The sequence below is a fragment of the Stenotrophomonas mexicanensis genome, from assembly GCF_032911605.1.
Classification (GTDB): Bacteria; Pseudomonadota; Gammaproteobacteria; order Xanthomonadales; family Xanthomonadaceae; genus Stenotrophomonas; species Stenotrophomonas maltophilia_A.
This window is the reverse complement of sequence record NZ_JAWJTG010000005.1, coordinates 103,554-126,286: the sequence shown is the minus strand read 5'-3', so window position 1 is coordinate 126,286 and position 22,733 is coordinate 103,554. Positions and strand designations below refer to the sequence as shown.

Genomic DNA, 22,733 nt, shown 5'->3' with positions numbered 1-22,733 from the left:
ACTGCTTCGCAAGCGCCCGAACGCACAGCCGCCAGCGGCTGGGCCGGGCCCCGGAAGGGGGACTTGCAGCGCCCCCCGCAACCGGACCCACCCCGCCATCCCACGGAATGCATGCTTTTGCTTTTGCTGATGCTCTTGCGGTTGACGTTGATTCGGCGGGTGCAGGGCGCAGCCCTGCAAAGAACCCCTACTCCTGCGGATCGCGGGTGATGTGGATGTCGGTCGGGGTCGACAGCGGAATGTTCCGCTCCGCCAGGATCTGCAGCAGGCTGAAGTACAGATCGCTGCGGGTGGCATACACCTGCCGCGGGCTGGCCACGTACGCGAAGCTGTTGATGGTGATCTGGCCACCGGCAATGCTGTCGATGTAGACCGTCGGCGCCGGCTGCTTCAGCACGTTGGTGTGCGCGGTGTACGCATCCAGCAACGCCTGCCGCAGGTTGCCGACATCGGTGCTGGGCGGCACCGCGAACTGGATCTGGATGCGGCCCTGGTTGTTGCCCATCGTCATGTTGCGGATGGTCTTGGTGATCAGCTCGGAGTTGGGCACGATCAGGGTCGACTTGTCGCCGACCTGGATCTCGGTCGAACGCACATTGATGCGGCGGATGTCGCCTTCCTGGTCACCCAGCTTCACCCAGTCGCCGATCTTCACCGGACGCTCGGCCAGCAGGATCAGGCCCGATACGAAGTTCTGGATGATCGCCTGCAGGCCGAAACCGATACCCACTGACAACGCGCTGACCAGCAGCGCAAGGTTCTTCAGGTTCAGCCCCATCGCGGTCAGCGCCCACAGGCCCACCAGGATGATGCCGACGTAACCGGCGATGGTGCTGATCGAATTGCGCGCACCCAGATCCAGCTCGGTCTTGGGTAGATAGGTGTCGGTCAGCCAGCGCTGCAGCAGCTGGGTCAGCCCCATGCCTACCAACAGCACCAGCACGCCGGTGACGATGCGGCCGGGCTGCAGCGTCAGGCCCTCGTTGATCTTGATGCCATTGGACAGCGAGGCGATGCGTTCGACAATCGTGCCGACGTTGCCGAACGGTGCAGCCAGGGCCAGCAGCGCGACCAGCACCACCAGCGTACGCAACATCGCAGACAGCAGAACACCCGCCTGCTCCAGCCTCGACACGCTCAGGCCAGTGCTGAGCAGGATGGTCTGGCCGACCTTGCTGTCCGCGTTGAGCAGCCACGTGCTGAAGTCATCGACGAACTTGAACAACAACATCGCGGCCATCACCACAATGCTGCCGCCGATCAGCTGCTGGTTCACGAACTTGGCGAAATTCACGTAGCCCAGCAGGGTGGCGATGATCGCAGCCACCACCGCGATGTTGCCCGCCACGCGCGCCAGCACCAGCCAGCTGCTGCGCCGCACCGACGTGCTCGCCGTCAGCCCGTCGGCCTGTGCCTCCAGCTTGGCCTCGGCCTCGGCGGTCTGCCGTCGGTGCAGGCGCGCCAGCGTCACCAGCATCGCCATGATCAGACCCAGGTAGGTCAGCGCGATCACTCCGTCCAGCGCCACGGTGGTCACATCGCTGGTGCGCGTGGCCTGATCGAGGGCGACCAGCACCGTACTCAACCAGGCCAGCGCTGCGGCGCCCCACGCATATTTGCGCAGCTTCAGCGCGGCGGTGTCATCCAGGTTCAACAACCGCCACGACGGGCGATTGGGCACCAGCAGGCAGGCGCTGAGCGCGGCGATGAACGCAGCGGCGAAGGTCGCCTGCTGCACGCCGTCGGCCACGTTCTGCAGGCGCGGGGCGATCGCATCGACGGCGTTGAGCGAGGCAATGAACACCACCACCGCATAGCCGGGCAGCAGCGTGCCCACCAGCAGCAGCCACATGGCCAGGCCGGACCGGCGTAGCCGTCCATCGGGCGCACGCTCGGACGCGGCAAAGCGCCGCCCCAGCGCGCGCAGCCACAGCCGCAGCGGGAACATCATCACCAGCGCGGCCACCAGGCCCAGCAACGGCGTGCCCCAGCCATTGGCCCGGATGCCGGCGACGAAGGTATCGCGCCCCTGCTCGGCTAACGGCGCGACGCGTGCGATATCGATCGGCAGGCGCTCGGCAACCTTGCTCCACAGCGCGGGCGACAACGGCGAGGCAACCTTCTGCCCCAGTTCTTCGGTACGTTGCGCGGCGCGCTGCTGGTCGATGTCGGTCGCCAGCTGCTGGGCGCGCACGGCACTGGTCTTGGCCTGCGCTACCGACGCGGCCAGTCCGTCGCGTTGCTTGTTGATGGTGCGCCGTTGCGCCGCCAGTTCGGGCGGCTCTGTGGTGCCCTCGGCAGGCGTGCCCAGCTGCGCCAGTTGTTCGTCGAGGCGAACCAGCTGTGGCTGCAGCTCCTTTTCCAGTGCCTCAGCATCCCGCCGCGCCTGCGAGGCATCCTCGGACAGCATCGCCAGTGTCTCGATGGCGGCCGCATCACCACGCTTGCGGTCGACCTCCTTCAGCTTCGCATCGATACCTGCCAGCTGCTGCTTCGGCGTGGGCTCATCATCCTGCGCCAGCACCGGCGCGGACAGCAGGAAGGCGCTGCACAGCAGCAGGGCCAGCCAAGGGCCCCGTGCACGGATCGATCGCAGGAAAGAAGACAAGCCAGCCACACCGGTTCGCGCGGACCACCGCGCCTGCGCGCGACTATACGGCAGAGGCGGTCAAGGGCGGATGGGCGGCCCTGGCAACGTCGAGCATCAGTACTTCAGCCGCAGCTCTTCCACGGCCGGCTGCTGCAGCGCGTACCAGTCCTGGAACTCTTCCTCGGTGATCTCATCGGGCGCATACACCGCCACCGGGTGCCAGTCGTGGTCGGTCGGCAGCGGCTGGCGCGGGCCGGCACGCAGGCTGTAGGCCACGCCTTCGTAGTCGACCAGGTCATCGACCTGCGGCCACTGTTCGCGTGCGAACGCGGATTCACTCTTCAACAGGATCACCTGGTACATCGGCACCTCCACCTCGTCTGGATCAGGAAAACACGGCGCTGGCTGCAGGATACCGCCACGCCGGTGACAACGGGCGCTCCGCCGGGGCGACGGAACGTTCTGGACACGGCCATCGCCCCGGCTTCACCCGCCCATGGCAAGGCCATCGGCATCGTGGAGGCCCACCCCTGCCACGACCACCGATGACCGAGCACCCGCCGCTGAAGACCGTCGCCGACCTCAAACTGCCCCGCTACCTGGGCACCTGGTACGAGATCGCGCGCCTGCCGATGCGCCACGAGCCGGAAGACTGCACCGACGTGTCGGCGCACTACACCCTGCTCGACAACGGCAACGTCGGCGTCACCAACCGCTGCCGTATGGACGGCGAGGTCGAGGAAGCCACCGGTGAGGCCTGCGCCGTCGACAACGACAGCGCGCGCCTGGAGGTGAGCTTCCTGCCCAAGGGCCTGCGCTGGCTGCCGTTCGCCAAGGGCGACTACTGGGTGATCCAGGTCGCGCCGGACTACAGCGTGGCACTGGTCGGCAGCCCCGATCGCAAGTACCTGTGGCTGCTGGCCCGCGAACCGCAGCTGGACGCTACCGTGCAGGACCATTATCTGGCGGCCGCCCGCCTGCAGGGCTTCGATCTGTCCGAACTGATCCAGACCCCGCATACCGGCCGTCCCACGGCCTGAGCAGCACACGGCCATGGACCTGAAGAGCGGTTACCCCTGGTGGGCGGTACGCAATGGATTGATCCAGGCGTTTCCGCCATTGGAAAAGGACCTGCGCTGCGACGTGCTGGTGGTCGGTGGCGGCATCACCGGTGCGCTGATTGCCGACGAACTGTCCCGGCATGGCCACGACGTGGCGGTGATCGAGCAGCGCGACATCGGCTGGGGCAGCACCGCTGCCAGCACCGCGTTGCTGCAGTACGAGATCGATACCCATCTGCTGGAACTGGCGCAGCGCCATGGTCAGGACGCCGCCGCGCTCGCCTATCGGGCGTGTGCCGAGGCGATTCCGGCCCTGGGCGACGTGGCTCGCGGCCTGAAAGACGTTGATTTCCAGCGCATGGACAGCCTGTACCTGGCCAGCCGCCATCGCGACGTGCCGCGCCTGATGGCCGAAGGTGAGGCACGGCGCGGAATCGGCCTGGATGCCCGCTGGCTGGGCCCGGAGGCACTGCGGGAGCGCTTCGACGTGGACGCCGGCGGTGCCCTGCTCACGCGCCAGGCGGCGCGGGTCGATCCCTATCGCCTGACCTATGCGCTGCTGCAACGCGTGCGCCGGCGCGGCGGCAATGTGCATGACCGTACGGTACTGCACACGCTCACGCCCAGCGCGCGCGGGGTAACCGCCCTCACCGAGGACGGCGCCACGATCCACGCCCGCCACGTGGTGCTGGCAATGGGCTATGCCAACCAACGCTGGCTGCATCAGCGCGTCGCACGCAACCGAAGCAGCTATGCCTTCATCACCGACCCGATCGATGCAGACGTGCTGGGCCGGCTGCGCAACACGATGGTGTGGGAGAGCGCACGCCCGTACCTCTACCTGCGCGCCACCGGCGACCGCCGCCTGCTGGTGGGCGGGCTGGACGACGCCATCGACATCCCCGCCCGCCGCGATAGGCGCGTAGAGCGCAAGGCCGACAAGCTGATGAAACAGCTCCAGCACTGGTTCCCGCGGCTGGATCCGGTGCCCGCCTTCTCCTGGGCCGGCACCTTCGCCGAAACCGCCGACGGCCTGCCTTTCTTCGGCCCGCACGATCAGTGGGGGCCACGGGTGCATTTCGCCATGGCCTACGGCGGCAACGGCATCACTTATTCGATGATCGGCGCCCAGCTGCTGCGGGCCCGGATCGAGCGGCGCAGGCATGCGCTGGAAGGGCTGTTCGGGTTCGGGCGGCTGTGACCTGCAGCCAGGCATGGCCTGGCTCTACCCCAATCCGGCGCCGACAGGCATCATTCAAGCAACCCCTGCTAGCGTCGGCCTGTACCGCCGCGTGTTGCGTGGCCACTTGTCCGCTGGAGCGCCGTCATGATCCGCCCCCTGACCCTGCTGCTGTGCTTGGCCCTGCCGGGAACCGTGCTGGCCCAGTCCGCCGCTGGCGCCACCGCGCCGCAGGCCGCCGGCCTGGACCTGACGCTGCCGCAGGCGCCGATGCGCTACCTCAACGACCCGGCCCTGCAGCAGGACCCGCCGGGCACGTACTACGGTGACAAGAGCGGCCCGCGCGTGCACGACGACGCGAAGATCGCCGACGTCACCGACGACAAGGTCAAAGTGTCCGGCAGCTTCACCACCGGCATCGGCTATTCCAAGAACGGTGGCAACAGCCACTACAACGCCGCCACGCTGAACCTCAGCAAGAACTACACCACCGATGAAGGCAAGACCCACGGGGTCAACGTCAACATCCACGTGAGCGAAGGCAAGGGCCCGGGCTTCTACGGCCCGTACGGCGGCTACTACGGCCGCGGCCCGGGCTACTGGGATTACCCGCCGCCGTTTGGCTGGTAAGCGCCGCGTCGGGCCTGGGCCGACCAGGGTCGGCCGCTACCGCTGCGTACGCTTGGTAGGTGTCGACCTTGGTCGACACGCTTTCTCCCCGTGTGCCGGCCAGCGGCCGGCACCTACCGGCACGCGAATCAATCCAGCCAGCCATCGCGCTCGCTGTGCAGGATGCGGCCGTCATAGCCGCTCAGGCGCACGTCCACCTTCTGGTTGCGGGCATTGCGGGCTTCCAGCGACCAGGTCGCACCATCGCGTTCCAGCGAATGGATCTCGCGCAGGCCATGCGCCTGTGCCCGTGCCAGCACCTGCTCGGTGGTCAACAGTGCGCGCTTGCTGTGCTCATCGAAGATCTCGCCGGTCTTCGGGTCCACGTAGACCTCGCTGAAGCGGCCATCGGCGCGGCTCACGTCAGCCTCCCACAGGCCATCATCGCGTTCGATCTCGTGGATCTGGGTGTAGCCGGCCTTGCGCAGGGTCTGTTCGACCTGGGCCATGCCCAGCGGTGCAGCCTGTGCGGCCGGTGCGATGGCCAGCAGAGCAACAGTGGCGAGGGTGAGCGACTTCAACATGGGGGTTCTCCTGTTCGTGTTCGTGGCCGGACCATCCCGGCAACGCCACAATGCACCCCGTGGTTAACAGCTCCTTAGCCGGCACTGTTAGCCAGCTGTTACTCAGCCCCGGCACACTCACGCCTGTTCCTACAGCCCGCCCTGCGCCCCGATGCTCTCCACCCTGCCCCTGCTGCTGGCCCTGGCCAGCGCCCCCACCGCCGCCGCACCGGCACAGGACCCGGCGCAGCAGGTCGCGCGCCGCGCCGTGCAGCAGGGCCGCTACGTGCCCTTGGAAAGCGTGGTGCGCGATGCGCTCAAGCGCTTTCCGGGCCAGCTGCTGGAAGTGGAACTGGACGATGGCGTCTACGAAGTGGAGATCCTGCGCGGCGACGGCGTGGTAGTGGAGCTGGACTATGATGCGCGCAGCGGAAAGCTGCTGAAGACGGAGCTCGACGACTGATGCGCATCCTGTTGGCCGAAGACGATGCCGCGCTGGCACAGCGCCTGGTGCCCCTGCTGGAGCAGGCCGGCTACGTGGTGCACGTGGTCGCCGACGGCCGCCAGGCCGAGGAGATCGGCCAGATCGAAGATCTGCAGGCCGCCATCGTCGACCTGGGCCTGCCCGGGCTGGACGGACTGAGCGTGATCGAGCGCTGGCGCGGCAACGGCCGCAGCTTTCCGGTGCTGGTGCTGACCGCACGCGGGCGCTGGCACGACAAGCTGGCCGGCTTCGACGCCGGCGCCGACGATTACCTCACCAAGCCGTTCCAGGCCGACGAACTGGTGCTGCGCCTGCGCGCCCTGATCCGCCGCAGCCACGGCCACGCCAGCCCGCGCCTGCACTGCGGCCCGCTGCAGCTGGACGTCAACGCCGGCCGCTTTGAACTGGATGGGCAGGCGCTGTCGCTGAGCCCGCAGGAGTTCCGCCTGCTCAGTTACTTCATCCACCACAGCGGCCAGGTGATCGGCCGCGACCGCCTGGGCGAACAGGTGTTCGATGGCGGGCACGATGCGGACTCGAACGCACTGGACGTGCTGCTCGGGCGGGTGCGCCGCAAGCTCGGCATCGATCTGATCCAGACCGTACGCGGCCAGGGTTGGCGGCTGGCCGCGCCGTGAGCCGGCAACCCTCGCTGCGACGGCGCCTGCTGCTGGCTGGCGGTGTCGGCCTGCTGCTGGTCTCGCTGCTGGCCAGTGCGCTGCTGGGCGAGCTGTTCAAGCGCAGCGCGCGTGACCGCCTCGACCACGAACTGCAGCAGGACATGCTGACCCTGCTGGCGCAGGCCGAAGTGGATCCGGACGGACAGCTGCGCCTGCGCCAGGAACCCAATGACGCACGCTTCCAGCGCGTGTTCTCCGGTGCCTATTGGCAGATCGGCGGTGCCGATGGCCGCGTGCTGCTGCAGTCGCGTTCGCTGTGGGATGAAACCCTGCCCGTCACAGCCGGCGGGCCGGCCACGCGCAATCTGAGCGGGCCGCTGCAGCAATCCCTGCGCGCACGCGTGCAGCAGGTGCGCCTGCCGCGCGCCAGCGAGCCGTTCGTGGTCGTGGTCGCCACCGACCGCAGTGCGCTGGATGCGGATGTGGCCGCATTCCGTCAGCGCACGGCCATCGCCCTGGCCGTGCTGGTTGCCGCGTGGCTGGCGGTGCTGGCCAGCCAGGTGCACTTCGGATTGCGCCCGCTGCACCGCCTCGGTGCGCAGCTGGAACGGGTGCGGCGCGGCGACGCGCAGCGCATCGATACACAGGGGCTGGGTGCGGAGGTCGCACCGCTGGGCGAGGAGCTCAACGCGCTGCTGGAGCATCAGCAACGCATGGTCGCGCGCGCGCGCACCAGTGCACAGGATCTGGCGCATGCGCTGAAAACCCCGCTGAGCGTGCTGGCCACTGAGGCCGACGGCGACGGCGCGGACTGGCGCGCCACCGTACGCGAGCAGAGTGCGCGCATGCAGGCCAGTGTCGACCGTTACCTGGCCGCAGGGTTGGCCGCCGATCATCGCCAGCGCACCGACGTGGCGGCAGTCGCACAGGCGATGTGCCGGCTGATGGCACGCGTGCATGGCGAACGTGGCATCACTTTCATGGCGGCTGGTATCGATCCGGCGTTGCAGTTCGCCGGTGCCGGTGCGGACCTGGAGGAAATGCTGGGCAATCTGCTGGACAACGCCGGCAAGTGGGCGAAGCAGCGGGTGGACGTCACTGCAGACACCAGCGAAGGGCAGTTGCGCATTGAGGTACGCGACGACGGCCCCGGGCTGGCTGCAGACGCGCTGGAACAGGTCACCCAGCGTGGCGTTCGTCTGGATGAGCGCGAGGGCAGCAGTGGGCTGGGGTTGGCGATTGTGGGTGATATCGCTGCCAGTTATGGCGGGCGGTTGGCGCTGGAAAAAGCACAGCCGGGATTGCGGGCCACGTTGTGGTTGCCGGTGGCGTGAGGCGGCCAACCTGACGGCGGGTAGTGCCGGCCGCTGGCCGGCAACCACGTGATCACCGGGAACGCCGGTCGCCGTGCATCCGGTAGGTGTCGACCTTGGTCGACACGCATCAAAAGCGCCGACCAAGGTCGGCATCTACCAAAGCAGTGCATCAGTTCCCTCGGCCATCGCGCCCCCGGTAGGTGTCGACCTTGGTCGACACGCACCCACCAGCATCAACGGTGGTGCATCCACCAGCAGTCAATCGCGTCCAGCACGATGTGGATCATCAAACCGATGCCGAACAACCGCGTTTTCTTCGGCACGCACAACCCGGCATAGACCGCGATGGCCGGTGCGGTGTGCAGCGGGTGGAACCCGATGCTGCAGCGATTCGGCGCATAGATCGGGTCGGCCAGCAGATGGTCCAGATCGATGATCCAGCCCAGCAGCATCAGCACCCACGCCGAGGCGAAGCGCTTACGCCAGAACAGCCATGCCAGCAGCGCTGGCACGGCGGCATGCAGGAACAGGTGGAAGATCGCGCGCGCGCTCATCGGGGCCGGTAGCGCCGGGCCTATGCCCGGCGTTCCCGTTTACCTCAGACCAGCGGTTCGTCGGACAGGTAGGTGTAACCGGTCAGGCCGGCTTCCAGCGCCTCCGACAGCTCCCGCGCGCGTTCCGGCGACAGCTGCGCCTCGGCCACGCGCTGCGCATAGGTCGCACGCAGCTCGTCCAGGCGGTAACCCACGTAATCCAGCATCACGTCGGTGGTGTCACCACGGCGCTGCTGGGTGATGGCGTAGCCATCGGCATCGGCCAGCACTTCCACCGCGTCGGTATCGCCGAACAGGTTGTGGATGTCGCCCAGGATTTCCTGGTAGGCGCCGACCATGAAGAAGCCGATGCGGTAGCTCTCGCCCGGCTTCATCTTGTGCAGCGGCAGCGAGCTGTCCAGGCTCTCGTTCTCGACATAGGTTTCCACCATGCCGTCCGAGTCGCAGGTCATGTCGGCGATGATGCCGCGACGGTCCGGGGTTTCGTCCAGGCGCTCGATCGGCACGATCGGGAACACCTGGTCGATCGCCCACACGTCCGGGATCGATTCGAACACGCTGAAGTTGACGAAGTACTTGTCGACCAGGCGCTCGTTCAGTTCGTCCAGCACCGGGCGATGGCTCTTCTCGTCGTAGCTCAGGCGCGCACGCACGCCATGGGCGATGGCGTAGAACAGATCGTCGATGCGCGCACGCTGCGGCAGGTCGATCTGGCCCAGCGCGTAGCTGGCCAGGCCTTCGGCGTGGAAGTGCTGTGCTTCCTGGAACAGCTCCACCGCCGGGCGCACGTCCAGCTCGTCGTGGATCTCGCGCAGGTGGCGGATCGCGGCCGGCTCGTCGTCGTGCTGGTCCGGCACGCGGCCTTCCTGCGCCTCTTCCACTTCCGAGACGTTGGCGATCAGCACCGCGTGGTGCGCGGTCATCGCGCGGCCGCACTCGGTGACGATGCGCGGCGGGGTCAGGCCGAACTCTTCGCAGGCATTGGCCAGCGGCTGCACGATGTTGCTGGCATAGGAATGCAGGCCGTAGTTGATCGAGCAGAAGCTGCGCGAACGGGTGCCTTCATAGTCCACGCCCAGGCCACCGCCCACATCGACGTGGGTGATCTTCGCGCCCAGGCGCGACAGTTCCACGAAGTAGCGGGTGGCTTCGCGCATGCCGTTGGCGATGTCGCGCACGTTGGAGATCTGCGAGCCCATGTGGAAGTGCAGCAGGTTCAGGCAGTCGGCGTACTCGGTGTCACGCAGCGACTTCCACAGGTCCAGCAGCTGGCGCGGCGACAGGCCGAACTTGGCCTTGTCGCCACCGCTGTTCTGCCACTTGCCGGCGCCCAGCGAGGCCAGGCGCATGCGCACGCCCAGGCCCGGCTTCACATCCAGCGCCTTGGACTCTTCCAGCACCAGCTTCAGTTCGGAAGGCTTCTCGATGACGATGAAGGTCTGCAGGCCCAGCTTGCGGCCGATCAGGGCCAGGCGGATGTACTCGCGGTCCTTGTAGCCATTGCAGACGATCAGGCCACCCGGGCGCGACAGCGCCAGCACGGCCATCAGCTCGGGCTTGCTGCCTGCTTCCAGGCCGAAGCCTTCGCCGTGGTGGCTGGCCAGGGTGCCGGCCACGCCGCGGGTCTGGTTGACCTTGATCGGGTACACGGCGGTGTAGCCGCCGCTGTATTCCCAGTCCTGCTGGGCCTGGCCGAAGGCCGCCTGCAGCTTGCCCAGGCGCTGGCCGAGGATGTCCGGGAAGCGCACCAGCAACGGCAGCTTGGCGCCGGCCGCACGGGCCGCGTCGACCACCTTGGGCAGCGACACCACCGGGCCGTCCGCCCCGGTCGGTCTCACCACCATGTGCCCGGCCTGATCCACGTCGAAGTAACCGTCCGCCCAATGCGGGATCGAGTAGGTCTTGCGGGCTTGGTCGAGGGACCAATCGGTCATTTCAGTCGGCCTTGTTGGCAATAAAAGGGGGGGCATGATAACGCCTATATGCCCACAGGTTCGTTATCATGCGCGCCCGCGCCCGTGACAGGTTCCAACCTGAACGGGCCGATCCGTCCGGATGTGGCATCTGTGCCACGCGGCCCCGCCCGCCAGCCCGGCTTCACCCCTCCGAACAGGACTGTTTTCAATGACTGACAGCAACAACTGGTACATCGAACACTTCGAGCGCACCGGCTCGGCCATCGGCTACCGCATCACCGGCAAGCTGGACGAGGTGCAGTCGCCGTTCCAGAAGATCGAGATCTTCCAGACCACCGACTGGGGCAACCTGATGACCATCGACGGGGCCATCATGCTGACCAGCAAGGACAACTTCTTCTACCACGAGATGATCAGCCACCCGGTGCTGTTCACCCACGCCGCGCCCAAGCGCGTGGTGATCATCGGTGGCGGCGACTGCGGCACCCTGCGCGAAGTGCTCAAGCACAAGGGCGTGGAGAGCGTGACCCAGTGCGATATCGACGAGCAGGTCACGGTGATGGCGCGCAAGCACTTCCCGGAACTGTGCGACTCCAACGACGACGCGCGCGCCGAGCTGCTGTTCGACGACGGCGTGGCCTACATGGCCAACTGCCCGGCGGGCAGCGTGGACGTGGTGATCGTCGACTCGACCGATCCGGTCGGCCCGGGTGAGGGCCTGTTCAACAAGGCCTTCTACGAGAGCTGCTTCAAGGCCCTGAAGGACGACGGCATCCTGGTGCAGCAGTCCGAATCGCCGCTGATGCAGCTGGACCTGATCAACGAAATGCGCACCGAGATGGGCAAGGCCGGCTTCGGCTCGTTCAAGACCCTGCCGTTCCCGCAGCCGTGCTACCCCACCGGCTGGTGGAGCGTGACCATGGCGCGCAAGGGCGACAGCAGCTTCGACTTCCGCCAGGCCGACTCGGCCGCCAAGACCTTCAACACCCTGTACTACACCGCCGCGCTGCACACCGGCGTGCTGGTGACCCCGCCGTTCGTGCAGGCCGCACTGAAGGGTTGATCCAACAAAAAACCCGCGCTGGCAACAGCGCGGGTTTTTGCTTTCTGTAGAGTCGAGCCATGCTCGACTGCTCTTCTGCAGGGCTACCGCGATCTGACCGAAATGCAGTCGAGCATGGCTCGACTCTACAATTCAAAGCGCCCAGATACCGGCGATCACCGCCACCACCAGGCCCCACTTGATGACCTGATACGCCACCACGCTGCGCTCGCGCAGTGCCTTGGCCTTCAGGCGCACCTTGTAGACGCTGCCAAAGGCCTTGTTGACGCCACCGGTCGGGTCACCCGGCAGGTTCGGAGAGGCACCACCAGCCAGCAGCGTGGCCGCCACCGCGCGGTTGAACAGCCCCGGCAGGCCGAAGCGCAGCGGGCGGGCGATGTCGCAGAACAGGATCACGCGATCATCCGGCGTCTCGTTGTGCGCGTGGTGGATGTAGGTCTCGTCGAACATCATCCACTCGCCGTCGCGCCAGCTCTTCTTGATGCCGTCCACTTCGATGTAGCAGCCGTCGTTGTTGGGCGTGGCCAGGCCCAGGTGCAGGCGCAGCGAACCGGCGAACGGGTCGCGGTGCGGGCGCAGTTCGCTGCCCGACGGCAGCTGCGCGAACATCGCCGCGCGCACATCCGGCAGCGACTCCAGCAGCGCGGTGGTCTTGGGGCACATCGCCTTCGCCGACGGATGCGACGGGCCATACCACTTCAGGTAGAAGCGCTTCCAGCCACGGCGGAAGAACGAGTTGAAGCCGGCATCGTTGAACGTGCTGGAGGCGGCGATCTTCTGTGCATCGCGCAGCGCCAGCGCCTCGTCGCGGATCATCTGCCAGTTCTGGCGCAGCGGCTCCAGCTGCGGGAACTCCTTGGCCGGGTCCAGGAACGGCGTGGTCGGCACCTTCGAGAACATGTACATGACCACGTTGATCGGGGCCATGAAACTGGAGTGGTCCAGCAGCTGGCGCGACCAGCGCGCGCGGACCTTGCCACGGAAGTGGATGTACAGCACGCAGGCGACGAACAGCGCTGCAATGACGATTTTGATGATCAAAACACTTTCCTCCAGCCGCAGCCGGAACGGGAAACAGGGCGATGCACGGCCGGACGGCCAGCACCGGTGGGGACCGCGGCAGGGGACGGGGACGTGCCAGGAAGGGGCGGCCGCCGATGTCGCGAATTAACAGCTTATGGTCGGCAGGCCGTGCGTCGGGGTCAAGCTGGACGTGCGTGACGTTCAGCGGGCCGCGGATGAACGAAGCAGAGCGAAATGCAACCTATTGATTATGAAAGAATCACCGGCCAAGTGAGACATAATTGTCCGATTGGGCGCGACGAACTGTTCCAGCCACGACCCCGACATTTCTCCGACAAATCGTGGAATAGCGAACTGGCGAGTACTAAAATTAACGAAAACTTAGTAACTCCCTGTAACACCGGTTCGCTTGACGCTTTGCGCCACCCACCGGGTCGTCCGAGACCCCGACATGTATCTTCCTGCTCTCCCCCCCTCCTCCTGCGGCAATGACGCCGCCTCCCCGCTGCTGCTCAAGCGCGGCGAACGCTTCCTGGCCCCCGACGTCTACCGTACCTGCCTGGACGGGCGCGAGGCGGTCATCAAGGACTATTCCCGCTACCGCGGAACTCCCGTTTCACTGATCGCGCGGCTGATGGTGCGCCGTGAAGCCCGCATGCTGCAGCGCCTCGGCGGCTGGAAGCATGCCCCCGCGCTACTCGGCACCCTCGGTGGCCTGGCGCTGGGCATGGAGTTCATTCCCGGCCAGACCCTGAGCACCGCACAGGCCGTCGGCAATGAAGTGTTCGAGCAGCTGCAGCACGCGCTCAGCCGCCTGCACGCCGCCGGCATCACCCACAACGACCTGCATGGCACCAACGTGGTGGTCAGCAGCGGCGTACCGGTGCTGCTGGACTTCACCTCGGCCTGGCGGGCCCCGCGTTGGCTGCGCCGCAACCCGCTGAGCCGGCAGATGCGCCGCAGCGACATGAAGAACCTGCTGAAGATCCGCCAGCGCGTAACCGGCCAAGCGCCGAGTGCCGCGCAGGCTGCACTGGTGGCCGACCCGGGTTGGGTGGCGGCGGTGCGGCAGGGCTGGAAGCGGTTCTACAAGTGGGCGAAGCGCCGGTAAGCGCTTTGCTTTGGTAGGGGTCGAGCTTGCTCGACCGCTCTTATGTAGAGTCGAGCCATGCTCGACTGCTCTTCCTGCATCGCGCGAAATGCAGTCGAGCATGGCTCGACTCTACAGAAACCGGGTTACAACGCGTCCGCGTCCAGCTCACCGGTACGAATACGCACCACGCTGCCCAGGTCGTACACAAACACCTTGCCGTCACCAATCTTGCCGGTGCCGGCGGCCTTCACGATCGCCTCAACCACGGCCTCAACCTGGTCATCGGTCACCGCCACTTCCAGCTTCACCTTCGGCAGGAAATCGACCACATACTCCGCGCCGCGGTACAGCTCGGTATGGCCCTTCTGGCGACCAAAGCCCTTCACTTCCGTCACCGTGATCCCGGTGACCCCACGCTCGGCCAGCGCTTCGCGCACGTCGTCGAGCTTGAACGGCTTGATCACCGCCATGACCATCTTCATCGTCTATCTCCTGTCTTCCGGCGTGGAGGATAGCGCCTGAACACGGCCCGTGCGAAGCCGCTGCCGCCTGTCCGGGCAGTGGCTGCCAGCAGTATCCTTGTGCCCGAATGGCCTGCCCGCGCCGGATGCACGGGCCCACCCCCACGGAGCACCCCATGATCGACCTGAATCAAATCGATGACCTCGCCCGTCGCCTCAGCGACCTGGTGCCACCGGGCCTGCGCGAATCGCGCGAGGAACTGCAGGCCACCTTCAAGAGCGCGCTGCAGGCCGGACTGGCCAAGCTCGACCTGGTCACCCGCGAGGAGTTCGAAGTGCAGCGCGCCGTGCTGCTGAAGACCCGCGAAAAGCTGGACGCGCTGGAAACCGCCGTGCGCGAGCTGGAAGGGCGCCGCGCCGCAGAATGAAAAAAGGAGGCGCACCGCGCCTCCCACTACAGAGTATTTCCCGGATGGGGCCTTGCAGCAAGGCCCACCGGGCGCCCTAGACTCGCCGGCCTGTCGATCCGGCAGGACACGCAGGGGCAGTGCCGATGGCGCAGGACACCGAATGGACACCCGTTTCGCATGACACCTGCGACCAGGTCGCCGGGCCGTTCTATCACGGCACCCGCGCCGATCTCGCGGTGGGCGAACTGCTGAGCGCGGGCTTCAGGTCCAACTATCGCGACAGTGTGGTGATGAACCACATCTACTTCACCACGATTGCCAAGGGGGCCGGGCTGGCTGCGGAGGTGGCCAAGGGTGAAGGGCGTCCGCGCGTGTATGTGGTGGCGCCGACCGGGCCGTTTGAAGACGACCCGAACGTGACCAACAAGAAGTTTCCCGGGAACCCGACGCGGTCGTATCGGAGTGCGCAGCCGTTGCGGGTGGTTGGGGAGATTACGGAGTGGGAAGCCTACGACGCGGAGTTCGTTCGGCAGTTGAAGGCGTTTGTTGCTTCGGGGAGTGGGGAGATCATCAACTGATGAATGGGAAAACGCTGACGCGGCAGTTCGGAGGTGTCTAATTTACGGGCTTAAGTTGGGCAATACCTTACAGCGCGTACATCCACACAAATCATACATGGGGTTCTCGCGCAAGCTCATAGCCCTGCCCGCGCTGGAGAGGCCTGAGGGTCGGGACGAGCATCGCCGCCGCCGCCGACTAGCCCGACCCGCAATTACTACTACCGGTTGACTTCTTGACGTGCGGTGCCTGAACGGCCAGCTGGACACGTGACCGACGCGCCGCTCCAAGCGGTATATGTCTTATTGGTACCGGATGCCTCCAGAGGCGCCCACGCCAGACACTCCAGTGCGGGAATGGCAGGTAGTTGGAATACCGTGCCGGGCAGGGGCTAGCATTCGTGACATTGGAATGTGACCGCGAGGAGGGCCGTCGTCTCCTCATACTCCGCCAATGGCTTAGTGTTTCAAAAGACCAAAGCTCCGTCTCAGCGGACGAGAATCGGAACCACTAGACTGATCACTAAATATGACGGGGGACACAAGAGAAATGGCGACGCTCAGCTTTGATCTCGAGAACTGCTACGGCATCCGTAGGCTCTGTCATGACGTCCGCCTGGACCGCAAGGGCTGCGCAGCCATCTATGCCCCAAACGGCTCGATGAAAACGTCGCTAGCGAAGTGCCTTCAAGATCTATGTAAGGGCGTTGACTCTTCCGACCAGATATTCACCGACCGAGTTACGAAACGCAGCATTTTACTTGACCGAGAGGAGTTGCAGAGTACGGGCGTATTCGTGGTACGCAGCTACGACGAAATGTTCTCGAATTCTGACAAGACTGCAATGCTCTTGGTCAATCATGAGCTTCGACTGAGGTATGAAGAACAGATGGGAAGCATCCAGAAGGCGAAGGAAGCCCTTCTGAAGGCGCTGAGGAAGATATCCGGCACCAAACGCGACATCGAGCGCGAAATCTCGCAGATTTTCGTAAGAAACGACAGGGATTTCGTTACTGCGCTGCGCCGCGTCCGAGAAGAAGTGCAAGCCGAGTCGATACAGGACTTCTCGAAGACCCCTTACGAAGTAATATTCGGCGACAAGCCAGCAGCGTTTTTGGAGAAGCCGGAGGTGAAGGCCGCGATCGCTGGTTACATCAAGAACTACAACGCCCTCCTGTCCCGTTCAACGTACTTCCGCAAGGGCGTCTTCAATTACTTCAATGCGAGCACCATCGCGAAGAACCTTGCGGACAACGGATTCTTCAATGCTCAGCATACGGTTAGACTCAACGGTACAGCCGAACCCACCGAAGTGCGCGACCGGCAGCAACTCGAGCTGATCATCGATTCTGAGCGCGATCAGATCCTCAACGATCCAACGTTGCGTAAGAGTTTTGAATCCATCGAGAAGGCAATTAATGCCAACGCGGATCTACGTGACCTGCATGCGTTCCTACTAGACAATGAGGAAGTCGTTCCGGAACTGGAGAACATGGAGAGCTTTCGCCAGAAGACCTGGATCTGTTACCTCAGAGCGTGCGCGTCCGAGTTCAAGACATTCCTTGAACGGGAAGCGGAGGGTGCAGGCGCACTCAAAGAGATCGAGGATCAAGCGGCGCAAGAGAGCACGCAGTGGAGTGAGGTGATCCGCATATTCAATGAACGCTTCAGCGTACCTTTCCGACTCGAAGTGCAGAACCGAACTCTTGTCATGCTTGGTCAGGAAAACGCGCCGACCCTTGGCTTTAGATTTGAGGATGGCAATGGAGATGTTGCGGAAGTCGACCGCAGTCGACTGATGCGCACATTGAGCACCGGGGAATTGAAGGCGCTTTACATCTTAAACGTCATCTTCGAGATCGAAATCCGACGGCAGCAGGTTGAGCCCACTATCTTCGTGGTAGATGACATTGCGGACTCTTTTGACTACAAGAACAAGTACGCGATCATCGAGTACCTACGCGAGATGTCCGAGGACCCCAAGTTCTTGCAGCTCATTCTCACGCACAATTTTGACTTCTTTCGAACCACCCAATCTCGGTACATCGAGCGAAACAGTTGCTACATGGCGGTAAAGGGACCAACCGAAGTGCGCCTCGAGAGCGCCTATGCACTAAAGGGCATCTTCCCCACATGGCGCGACAATTTCTTTGAAAATCCGAAGATGAAGATTGCTTGCATACCCTTCATCCGCAATCTGATCGAGTACATCGCTGACGATCAAGATCCTAGCTACCTAAAGCTCACCTCAATGCTGCACATTCGCGCGGACACGGCTGACATCAGCATCTCCGATCTCGATGGCATTTTTTGCGACCTATTCAATAAGAAGGGCGCGTCAGTTGAGGCGAAAAAAAGCGTAGTTGAGTTGATCAAGGAAACTGCCTCGGCCTGCCTCTATGAGCCTGAGGGCATTAATCTAGAGAACAAGATCATACTCTCACTTGGCATACGACTGGTCTCCGAAGAGTTCATGATTGCAAAGATCAATGACCCTGAGGAAGTAGCCAAAATCACCTCGAATCAGACAGGAAGGTTGTATCAGCTTTACAAACAACGAATAGGCGAGGGTGATAGGGAAGCCGTTGATGTGCTTCGCAAGGTTATGCTAATGACTCCGGAGTCCATCCACCTCAACTCTTTCATGTACGAGCCCATTCTTGACATGGCTGACGACCATCTACGCAAGCTGTACAGGCGCGTTATTGCACTTTCATAATTGACCCGCTCATGCCCCCCGTCACACCTAATGCTCTTCGCTCCTCCACTGCCGCGGGCTACGTCGCCCTAGACTTATCCTGACAAGGATTCAATACAAAACAATCGAACGACTGGTTCGCGGATCGGCCAAGAAATCTATAAAACCCCTTCCAATTGATAAGTACTGAGCGAAGAGGTCACCGAACCATCCTCATCCGGCGTATACACACCAATTAAGGCATTATTATCGCGGATTGGAATTTCGGCACGATCTTCATAGCGGGAAAAGCTTTCGTTAATTCCAGCCTTGAATCGATCGGGCATGAATACATTACAGACCGCACCTCCGACCTCCGTCTGCGTAATTGCGTCTGGAAGGTTGTCAGTGTGTCCGAATAGGTACCAAACATTCAGGTGCAGGGTGACATCGAATTGAACAACCTCCACCGGCACACCAAACGCGTCGCGGATAAAGAATGGCGGAGCCAGATCTTGTGGGGACCATTTCATGACCATCGACGCGTCAGGATGCTCAATACGCCCGTCCCTGAGCTCTTTGATGACAAGTTGACGAAGTGGAACATCATTAATCGTAGTCCACGCGCTATTGGAAATTTTCCTTGCTGTGTCGCGACTGGCCACTAGCGTCCTGGCTTCCAGCGTCGGATGAACCACCTTAACAATTAGCGGGACCTGCACAACAAGGCCTTTCAGGACAGCATCAGCATTATCCACGACGCAAAGCCCTATCCCAAGCCTATTTGCCTTTTGGATAGCGGTTTTGCTGAAGCCCTTCCTAGATACCAGCACGCCCCTACTGGCCTTTATGTCCGTGACGACCGATGCAAAGGCATCAACGTGGCTGACAGTAAGCTTCGCCGCATAGTCTCGACATTCAATTGCAGTCACATACTGGATGCCAGCATGGGTGTGTTTAACTAAAACATCGATTTGTCGATCACCATCAGGGCCAGCAAGCAAAACATTCATAGCAACGGATGTAAGCTTCTCATCCTTACATAGACTTGAATAGACAAAATGAACCATGGATTCATATGCCTTTCCGTCCTTATTTTTATGATTCATTGAATAACCCGAGGATATTGCACGCAATTAATATTATAACGACACTTTGGCGAATCACTTGATCCTGGCCAAGGCCGGCTAAGAGAGCCTTGCCCATCGTGAAGGTCAAGAAGCTCTGCATAACGGACCATTGAGGACGCCTCGAAGAACCTGAGCGATGTTCGATACTGATCGAGATCCTACAACTATTCTCGGAGCTTGATTGGCCCGAATCCGCTTTCGGCTAAGAGCGGACCATACGAAAATACCAAACTTGACGTTCTCACGAGGCAGCTTCGCTGGGACGCACTATGGAACTAGCTCGCAAGATCGAGCACCGGCTTTAGCTTAACTAGACCGGCCTGCACCAAAGCAAGAAGCACTGTCGCCAACGTAAGTCCTGCGACAAGCCACTGAATCTTAATTACCTGGCTATGCCTTCTCTCTTGCTCAGACCGCTCCTCGACCAATCTAAGGGCCTGACCATTTAGGCGATAGTTCATCCCGTCTTTTGTCAACTCGCCAGTGTCTACTAGCGAATCCAAGTAGAGTTTTAGCCTACTGCGCACAGACTCTCCGTCTGGATGCGTCACCCAACGGATAGAGTGCATGTCTGTCATGAGATCAAGCGAGCTGAATGAGCTTTTTCCTTCTGCTGCCTGCTCAATCATAAATGTAAGGAGATCAAGTCGCTGCTTCCGCACTAGCCGTCTTCGGTTGTAAAGAAGCGCGCCCGCTCTCTCGAGGATACGACGAAGATGAATCATTACGTAAGGGAGCTTTAGATAGTAGCCGCGCGCGTAATCATTTAGCCCCTCATAGTATATGGTATCCGAGCCATAGTAGTGCTTGATCTTGTATTCCCCGCTCTGGAAATCGCCAATGGGGTAACGAGCCTCTCCAGCGTGCGTGTCTCCGTTCCAAGTTGAACAGACAAGATCTTCTGCTTCTCTACGCTCAACGATAAGCCATGGCCCACCATCCTTCTGAAACAAAATAATCTTCGAGTCGACCTTTTCGACGCCCGCCCCCATACGCAAGACGCCACCCTTGGATATAGGCTTCCTAAGGATGGAGTCAATAAGATTGATCTTGAGCTTGCCCAGAGCACTCATTCAGCACAACCTCTATCAAGCCGCGACGCGAAGCGTCATGAATTTAGCCAGCTATGGCAACAAGTGAGATACATTCTGGGGGACGATAACGCCAAACTCTCTGTTGAGCGACTTTACCTGTACCCAGATGCGCATTCTTAGAACGGGTAGATAGCTTTCCCACAAAGAGTTATCAATAGATACTTCATTCATGTAGTCACGGCAAGCGTCGTGAATGGCCCTGGCGATCGAGCGAAGCCTAGCGTCCCCCTCTATCAACCTACTCTGCCGCTCTATCTTAATTCGCGCCAACTTGATGGAATTACCCACAGCACTTGGATCCTCTGAGGCCACATGCCTGAAGAAGGCACCATGGCTGTCAATGATCTCGACAATATTCTGTGCAATTTTCGAGTTAGAGCTCGCCCGTTCGTAGAGCGGGAGAGGGCTTTGATGCGCCTTAAGTATTGCCGCAATTCTCGCCTCAATATCTGACTTCCACTGCCTAAGAAGCGACTCCGAATGATCAACCCCCTTGTTCTTGTCAATCTCGGCATGGCAACTGGCGCAAAGCCAAATGGCATTCGTCACGTCATTCAACACACTGTCGCCCAAGGGCTGATGACGCGCAGATCCCGGATTCTCACCAATGATATGTGCAGCTTCACCAATTTTAACCCGGAGCGCTGCACCTGCCAAGGATGGTCCAGCGGTAAGCCTTAGGCAATCTGGGTTTGAGCAGACATAGGCAGCACGGTACGCAATGAGATCTTTGACGCCCTGCAGAAATGGCATATATCTATTATCTCATGAAGAATGGAATGCATTTGATGTATATACTGCCAGATACGCAAGGTTTTCATCTACTCTCGCTTGAATGCCCCTTCCGGGCCAAGGCCGATACCGAGAAACTCGGCACCGACCCAAGTGCTCCGCACGATTCGGCTTAGCGGGCATTAGAAGCTTGGCCTGCGCCCAATCGGTGGTATCGGTGGTATCGCGTTGTGCAAGTCTCTTACCAGCTCTTGCAGGTTCGCGTTGAAGTTGGGACCACCGGACAGGTCGACGTACAAACGGCCTCTAAGGTTGGTGGGCATGTGCGCGGCGTCCCTGATATCGCGAATAACCGGAATGAACCTCATCGACAGTGGGTCGCTCGCGAGTTCAGAAGCAGTCACAAGGTGTTCGTAGCCGACACCTCCTACGCGCCCGTTGGCTCGGTTCATGTAGTTCTCAGTGCAGATTACAATCACACGTTCGCAAGATGCAGTCTGCTCCATAAAATGGGGCAGGTTCTGGCCAAATCGAAGGTGCGTCCTGTCAGATATAGCGTCAATGCCGTTCGCGCGCAGAGTGTTTACTAGGCTTCTCACCCATTCAATGTGCTCATGAGAGTCCCAAGAGTACGACACGAACACCCTGGGGGGTGGCATTGGATTATTCTTGAGATGGCCATATCGCAGTAGCACATCGTAGAGGTCAACGTCCTTCACCGCCCAGTGGCTCCTCGTGTGCTCCCACTTCCGCTCTGAAATATCTAGTGAGCCAAACATTTCGCGCAGCGCTAAGGCGGGAATCGGCCCCACTCCAGCGTCGAAAGACCACTTTATTCGCACTCCGCCGTATCTCACCTGGATGTCATCTACTCTTCCGACCCTGGCGGAAATACCGACATCACGTCCTCGGTCCTCGTACGCGAATAGAGTAGGAAGGGATTTGAGATGTTGGACAGTTGGCCCATCAAGGGAGCCGAACCGCTCAATAAGAGGCTGGGCGGTATATTCAAGAAATCTAGGTAGCTCGAGGAAAAATTCGTCTTGATCCCATGTTCCCTCTTGGTAGACCATCAGCAAGTTGTACATCCGCATTCCTGGCGACTGGCTTCACAACAGTATGCGCCCAGGGAATGCTCAGGCAACCTGTAAGTCAGCGGAAGGGCGCAAAGAGAGTCACAGTTTTATATGCAGGAGAAGGGCACGAGCATCACGGGCCCCGGCCTCAAGCCAAGGTGGTCTCGGCGCAACCGCCGGTGTAGCTCCACGATGGCTACTTCTTCAGCCACGGCCAAGTGAGCAGAATTGTCAGGACAGCTCCAGAGAGAACGCTGGATCTGGAGTTCCCTGGGTTGTTGGCGAGCCTAAGCAAGCAAATTCGTCGCGTCTGCCGGCAGTCCCACCATGAGGGGGATGTCGTATTTGCCGCACACAGCGCCTCTTGCTGAAGGAACTGACGACTCGGTTCCAGAGAAGCCGCTCCTCCCGCAACACAAGGCTCTCTCACCACCCCACGCTATGCCAAAATGCCAAAAGCGTCCCGGGCTTTGGCGGCATTGACCCCAACCCCTTGGCATTCCCAACAACATCAGGCAACTCTG

22 protein-coding genes are annotated in these 22,733 nt (G+C 62.0%); 11 read left to right on the top strand and 11 right to left on the bottom strand.

The window, feature by feature from the left end; translation table 11 throughout:
* Window positions 1-187 precede the first annotated feature (187 nt).
* Both R1L06_RS04415 and R1L06_RS04410 read right to left on the bottom strand, forming a co-directional pair.
* Complete coding sequence (locus R1L06_RS04415) at window positions 188-2,617, bottom strand: DUF3772 domain-containing protein (protein WP_317217016.1); 2,430 nt, start codon at window positions 2,615-2,617, stop codon at window positions 188-190.
* Between the two features lie 87 nt (window positions 2,618-2,704).
* Window positions 2,705-2,953 carry a hypothetical protein gene (locus R1L06_RS04410; protein ID WP_049422925.1) on the bottom strand — a complete coding sequence of 83 codons (249 nt, stop codon included), beginning with the start codon at window positions 2,951-2,953 and terminating at the stop codon, window positions 2,705-2,707.
* A gap of 182 nt (window positions 2,954-3,135) precedes the next feature.
* On the opposite strand from R1L06_RS04410, the gene R1L06_RS04405 reads away from it, so the two are divergent.
* From R1L06_RS04405 to R1L06_RS04395, 3 genes are all read left to right on the top strand, one after another.
* Window positions 3,136-3,630 (top strand): lipocalin family protein, encoded by a 495-nt coding sequence (locus R1L06_RS04405; protein ID WP_317217015.1) that lies wholly within the window; start codon window positions 3,136-3,138, stop codon window positions 3,628-3,630.
* 13 nt (window positions 3,631-3,643) lie between these two features.
* Entirely contained in the window at window positions 3,644-4,852 is a 1,209-nt protein-coding gene (locus R1L06_RS04400) for an NAD(P)/FAD-dependent oxidoreductase (protein WP_317217014.1), read from the top strand.
* A gap of 126 nt (window positions 4,853-4,978) precedes the next feature.
* Window positions 4,979-5,461, top strand: a complete 483-nt coding sequence (locus tag R1L06_RS04395) for a hypothetical protein (protein WP_049400799.1) — start codon at window positions 4,979-4,981, stop codon at window positions 5,459-5,461.
* 128 nt (window positions 5,462-5,589) lie between these two features.
* On the opposite strand, the gene R1L06_RS04390 is transcribed toward R1L06_RS04395, so the two are convergent.
* On the bottom strand, window positions 5,590-6,024 hold the full coding sequence (locus R1L06_RS04390) for a PepSY domain-containing protein (protein ID WP_317217013.1): 435 nt from the start codon (window positions 6,022-6,024) through the stop codon (window positions 5,590-5,592).
* Window positions 6,025-6,175: 151 nt separating this feature from the next.
* Between R1L06_RS04390 and R1L06_RS04385 the strand changes: the two genes are divergently transcribed.
* Genes R1L06_RS04385 through R1L06_RS04375 form a run of 3 tightly spaced genes read left to right on the top strand, consistent with a single transcriptional unit; the run spans window position 6,176 to window position 8,441 of the window.
* On the top strand, window positions 6,176-6,466 hold the full coding sequence (locus tag R1L06_RS04385; protein ID WP_005411366.1) for a PepSY domain-containing protein: 291 nt from the start codon (window positions 6,176-6,178) through the stop codon (window positions 6,464-6,466).
* Window positions 6,466-7,125 (top strand): response regulator transcription factor, encoded by a 660-nt coding sequence (locus R1L06_RS04380; protein WP_317217012.1) that lies wholly within the window; start codon window positions 6,466-6,468, stop codon window positions 7,123-7,125. The genes R1L06_RS04385 and R1L06_RS04380 overlap by 1 nt, the downstream gene beginning before the upstream one ends.
* Window positions 7,122-8,441, top strand: a complete 1,320-nt coding sequence (locus tag R1L06_RS04375) for a sensor histidine kinase (protein WP_317217011.1) — start codon at window positions 7,122-7,124, stop codon at window positions 8,439-8,441. Before R1L06_RS04380 ends, R1L06_RS04375 begins: the two co-directional genes overlap by 4 nt.
* Before the next feature lie 215 nt (window positions 8,442-8,656).
* Here R1L06_RS04375 and R1L06_RS04370 read toward each other — a convergent pair whose 3' ends face one another.
* Both R1L06_RS04370 and speA read right to left on the bottom strand, forming a co-directional pair.
* Window positions 8,657-8,977, bottom strand: coding sequence for a DUF6122 family protein (locus tag R1L06_RS04370; RefSeq protein WP_317217010.1), 321 nt, complete (start codon window positions 8,975-8,977; stop codon window positions 8,657-8,659).
* A 44-nt stretch (window positions 8,978-9,021) separates the two neighbouring features.
* Complete coding sequence (gene speA / locus R1L06_RS04365) at window positions 9,022-10,911, bottom strand: arginine decarboxylase (RefSeq protein ID WP_197587319.1); 1,890 nt, start codon at window positions 10,909-10,911, stop codon at window positions 9,022-9,024.
* A gap of 190 nt (window positions 10,912-11,101) precedes the next feature.
* Here speA and speE point away from each other — a divergent pair, with 190 nt between their 5' ends.
* A complete protein-coding gene (gene speE, locus R1L06_RS04360; protein WP_008268330.1) occupies window positions 11,102-11,956 on the top strand; it encodes a polyamine aminopropyltransferase in 855 nt (284 codons plus the stop codon).
* A gap of 132 nt (window positions 11,957-12,088) precedes the next feature.
* On the opposite strand, the gene R1L06_RS04355 is transcribed toward speE, so the two are convergent.
* On the bottom strand, window positions 12,089-12,994 hold the full coding sequence (locus R1L06_RS04355; protein WP_029550749.1) for an aspartyl/asparaginyl beta-hydroxylase domain-containing protein: 906 nt from the start codon (window positions 12,992-12,994) through the stop codon (window positions 12,089-12,091).
* A gap of 436 nt (window positions 12,995-13,430) precedes the next feature.
* Here R1L06_RS04355 and R1L06_RS04350 point away from each other — a divergent pair, with 436 nt between their 5' ends.
* Window positions 13,431-14,090 carry an RIO1 family regulatory kinase/ATPase domain-containing protein gene (locus R1L06_RS04350; RefSeq protein ID WP_317217009.1) on the top strand — a complete coding sequence of 220 codons (660 nt, stop codon included), beginning with the start codon at window positions 13,431-13,433 and terminating at the stop codon, window positions 14,088-14,090.
* A gap of 125 nt (window positions 14,091-14,215) precedes the next feature.
* On the opposite strand, the gene R1L06_RS04345 is transcribed toward R1L06_RS04350, so the two are convergent.
* The gene (locus R1L06_RS04345; RefSeq protein ID WP_005411374.1) at window positions 14,216-14,554 is read right to left on the bottom strand and encodes a P-II family nitrogen regulator; all 339 of its coding nucleotides are present in this window, start codon (window positions 14,552-14,554) and stop codon (window positions 14,216-14,218) included.
* A gap of 155 nt (window positions 14,555-14,709) precedes the next feature.
* Between R1L06_RS04345 and ubiK the strand changes: the two genes are divergently transcribed.
* The 3 genes from ubiK (at window position 14,710) to R1L06_RS04330 (ending at window position 18,219) form a co-directional block, all read left to right on the top strand.
* The gene (ubiK, locus tag R1L06_RS04340) at window positions 14,710-14,961 is read left to right on the top strand and encodes a ubiquinone biosynthesis accessory factor UbiK (RefSeq protein WP_065723617.1); all 252 of its coding nucleotides are present in this window, start codon (window positions 14,710-14,712) and stop codon (window positions 14,959-14,961) included.
* A 125-nt stretch (window positions 14,962-15,086) separates the two neighbouring features.
* Window positions 15,087-15,521: an NAD(+)--rifampin ADP-ribosyltransferase gene (gene arr / locus R1L06_RS04335; RefSeq protein ID WP_317217008.1), complete on the top strand. Its 435-nt coding sequence runs from the start codon at window positions 15,087-15,089 to the stop codon at window positions 15,519-15,521.
* 529 nt (window positions 15,522-16,050) lie between these two features.
* Window positions 16,051-18,219 carry an AAA family ATPase gene (locus R1L06_RS04330; RefSeq protein ID WP_317217007.1) on the top strand — a complete coding sequence of 723 codons (2,169 nt, stop codon included), beginning with the start codon at window positions 16,051-16,053 and terminating at the stop codon, window positions 18,217-18,219.
* 137 nt (window positions 18,220-18,356) lie between these two features.
* On the opposite strand, the gene R1L06_RS04325 is transcribed toward R1L06_RS04330, so the two are convergent.
* The 4 genes from R1L06_RS04325 to R1L06_RS04310 form a co-directional block, all read right to left on the bottom strand.
* Entirely contained in the window at window positions 18,357-19,286 is a 930-nt protein-coding gene (locus R1L06_RS04325; protein ID WP_317217006.1) for a restriction endonuclease, read from the bottom strand.
* A gap of 296 nt (window positions 19,287-19,582) precedes the next feature.
* Window positions 19,583-20,380 (bottom strand): hypothetical protein, encoded by a 798-nt coding sequence (locus R1L06_RS04320; protein ID WP_317217005.1) that lies wholly within the window; start codon window positions 20,378-20,380, stop codon window positions 19,583-19,585.
* A 51-nt stretch (window positions 20,381-20,431) separates the two neighbouring features.
* Window positions 20,432-21,154 (bottom strand): DUF6650 family protein, encoded by a 723-nt coding sequence (locus R1L06_RS04315; RefSeq protein ID WP_317217004.1) that lies wholly within the window; start codon window positions 21,152-21,154, stop codon window positions 20,432-20,434.
* A 161-nt stretch (window positions 21,155-21,315) separates the two neighbouring features.
* A complete protein-coding gene (locus tag R1L06_RS04310) occupies window positions 21,316-22,221 on the bottom strand; it encodes a toll/interleukin-1 receptor domain-containing protein (RefSeq protein ID WP_317217003.1) in 906 nt (301 codons plus the stop codon).
* Between the last annotated feature and the right edge of the window lie 512 nt (window positions 22,222-22,733).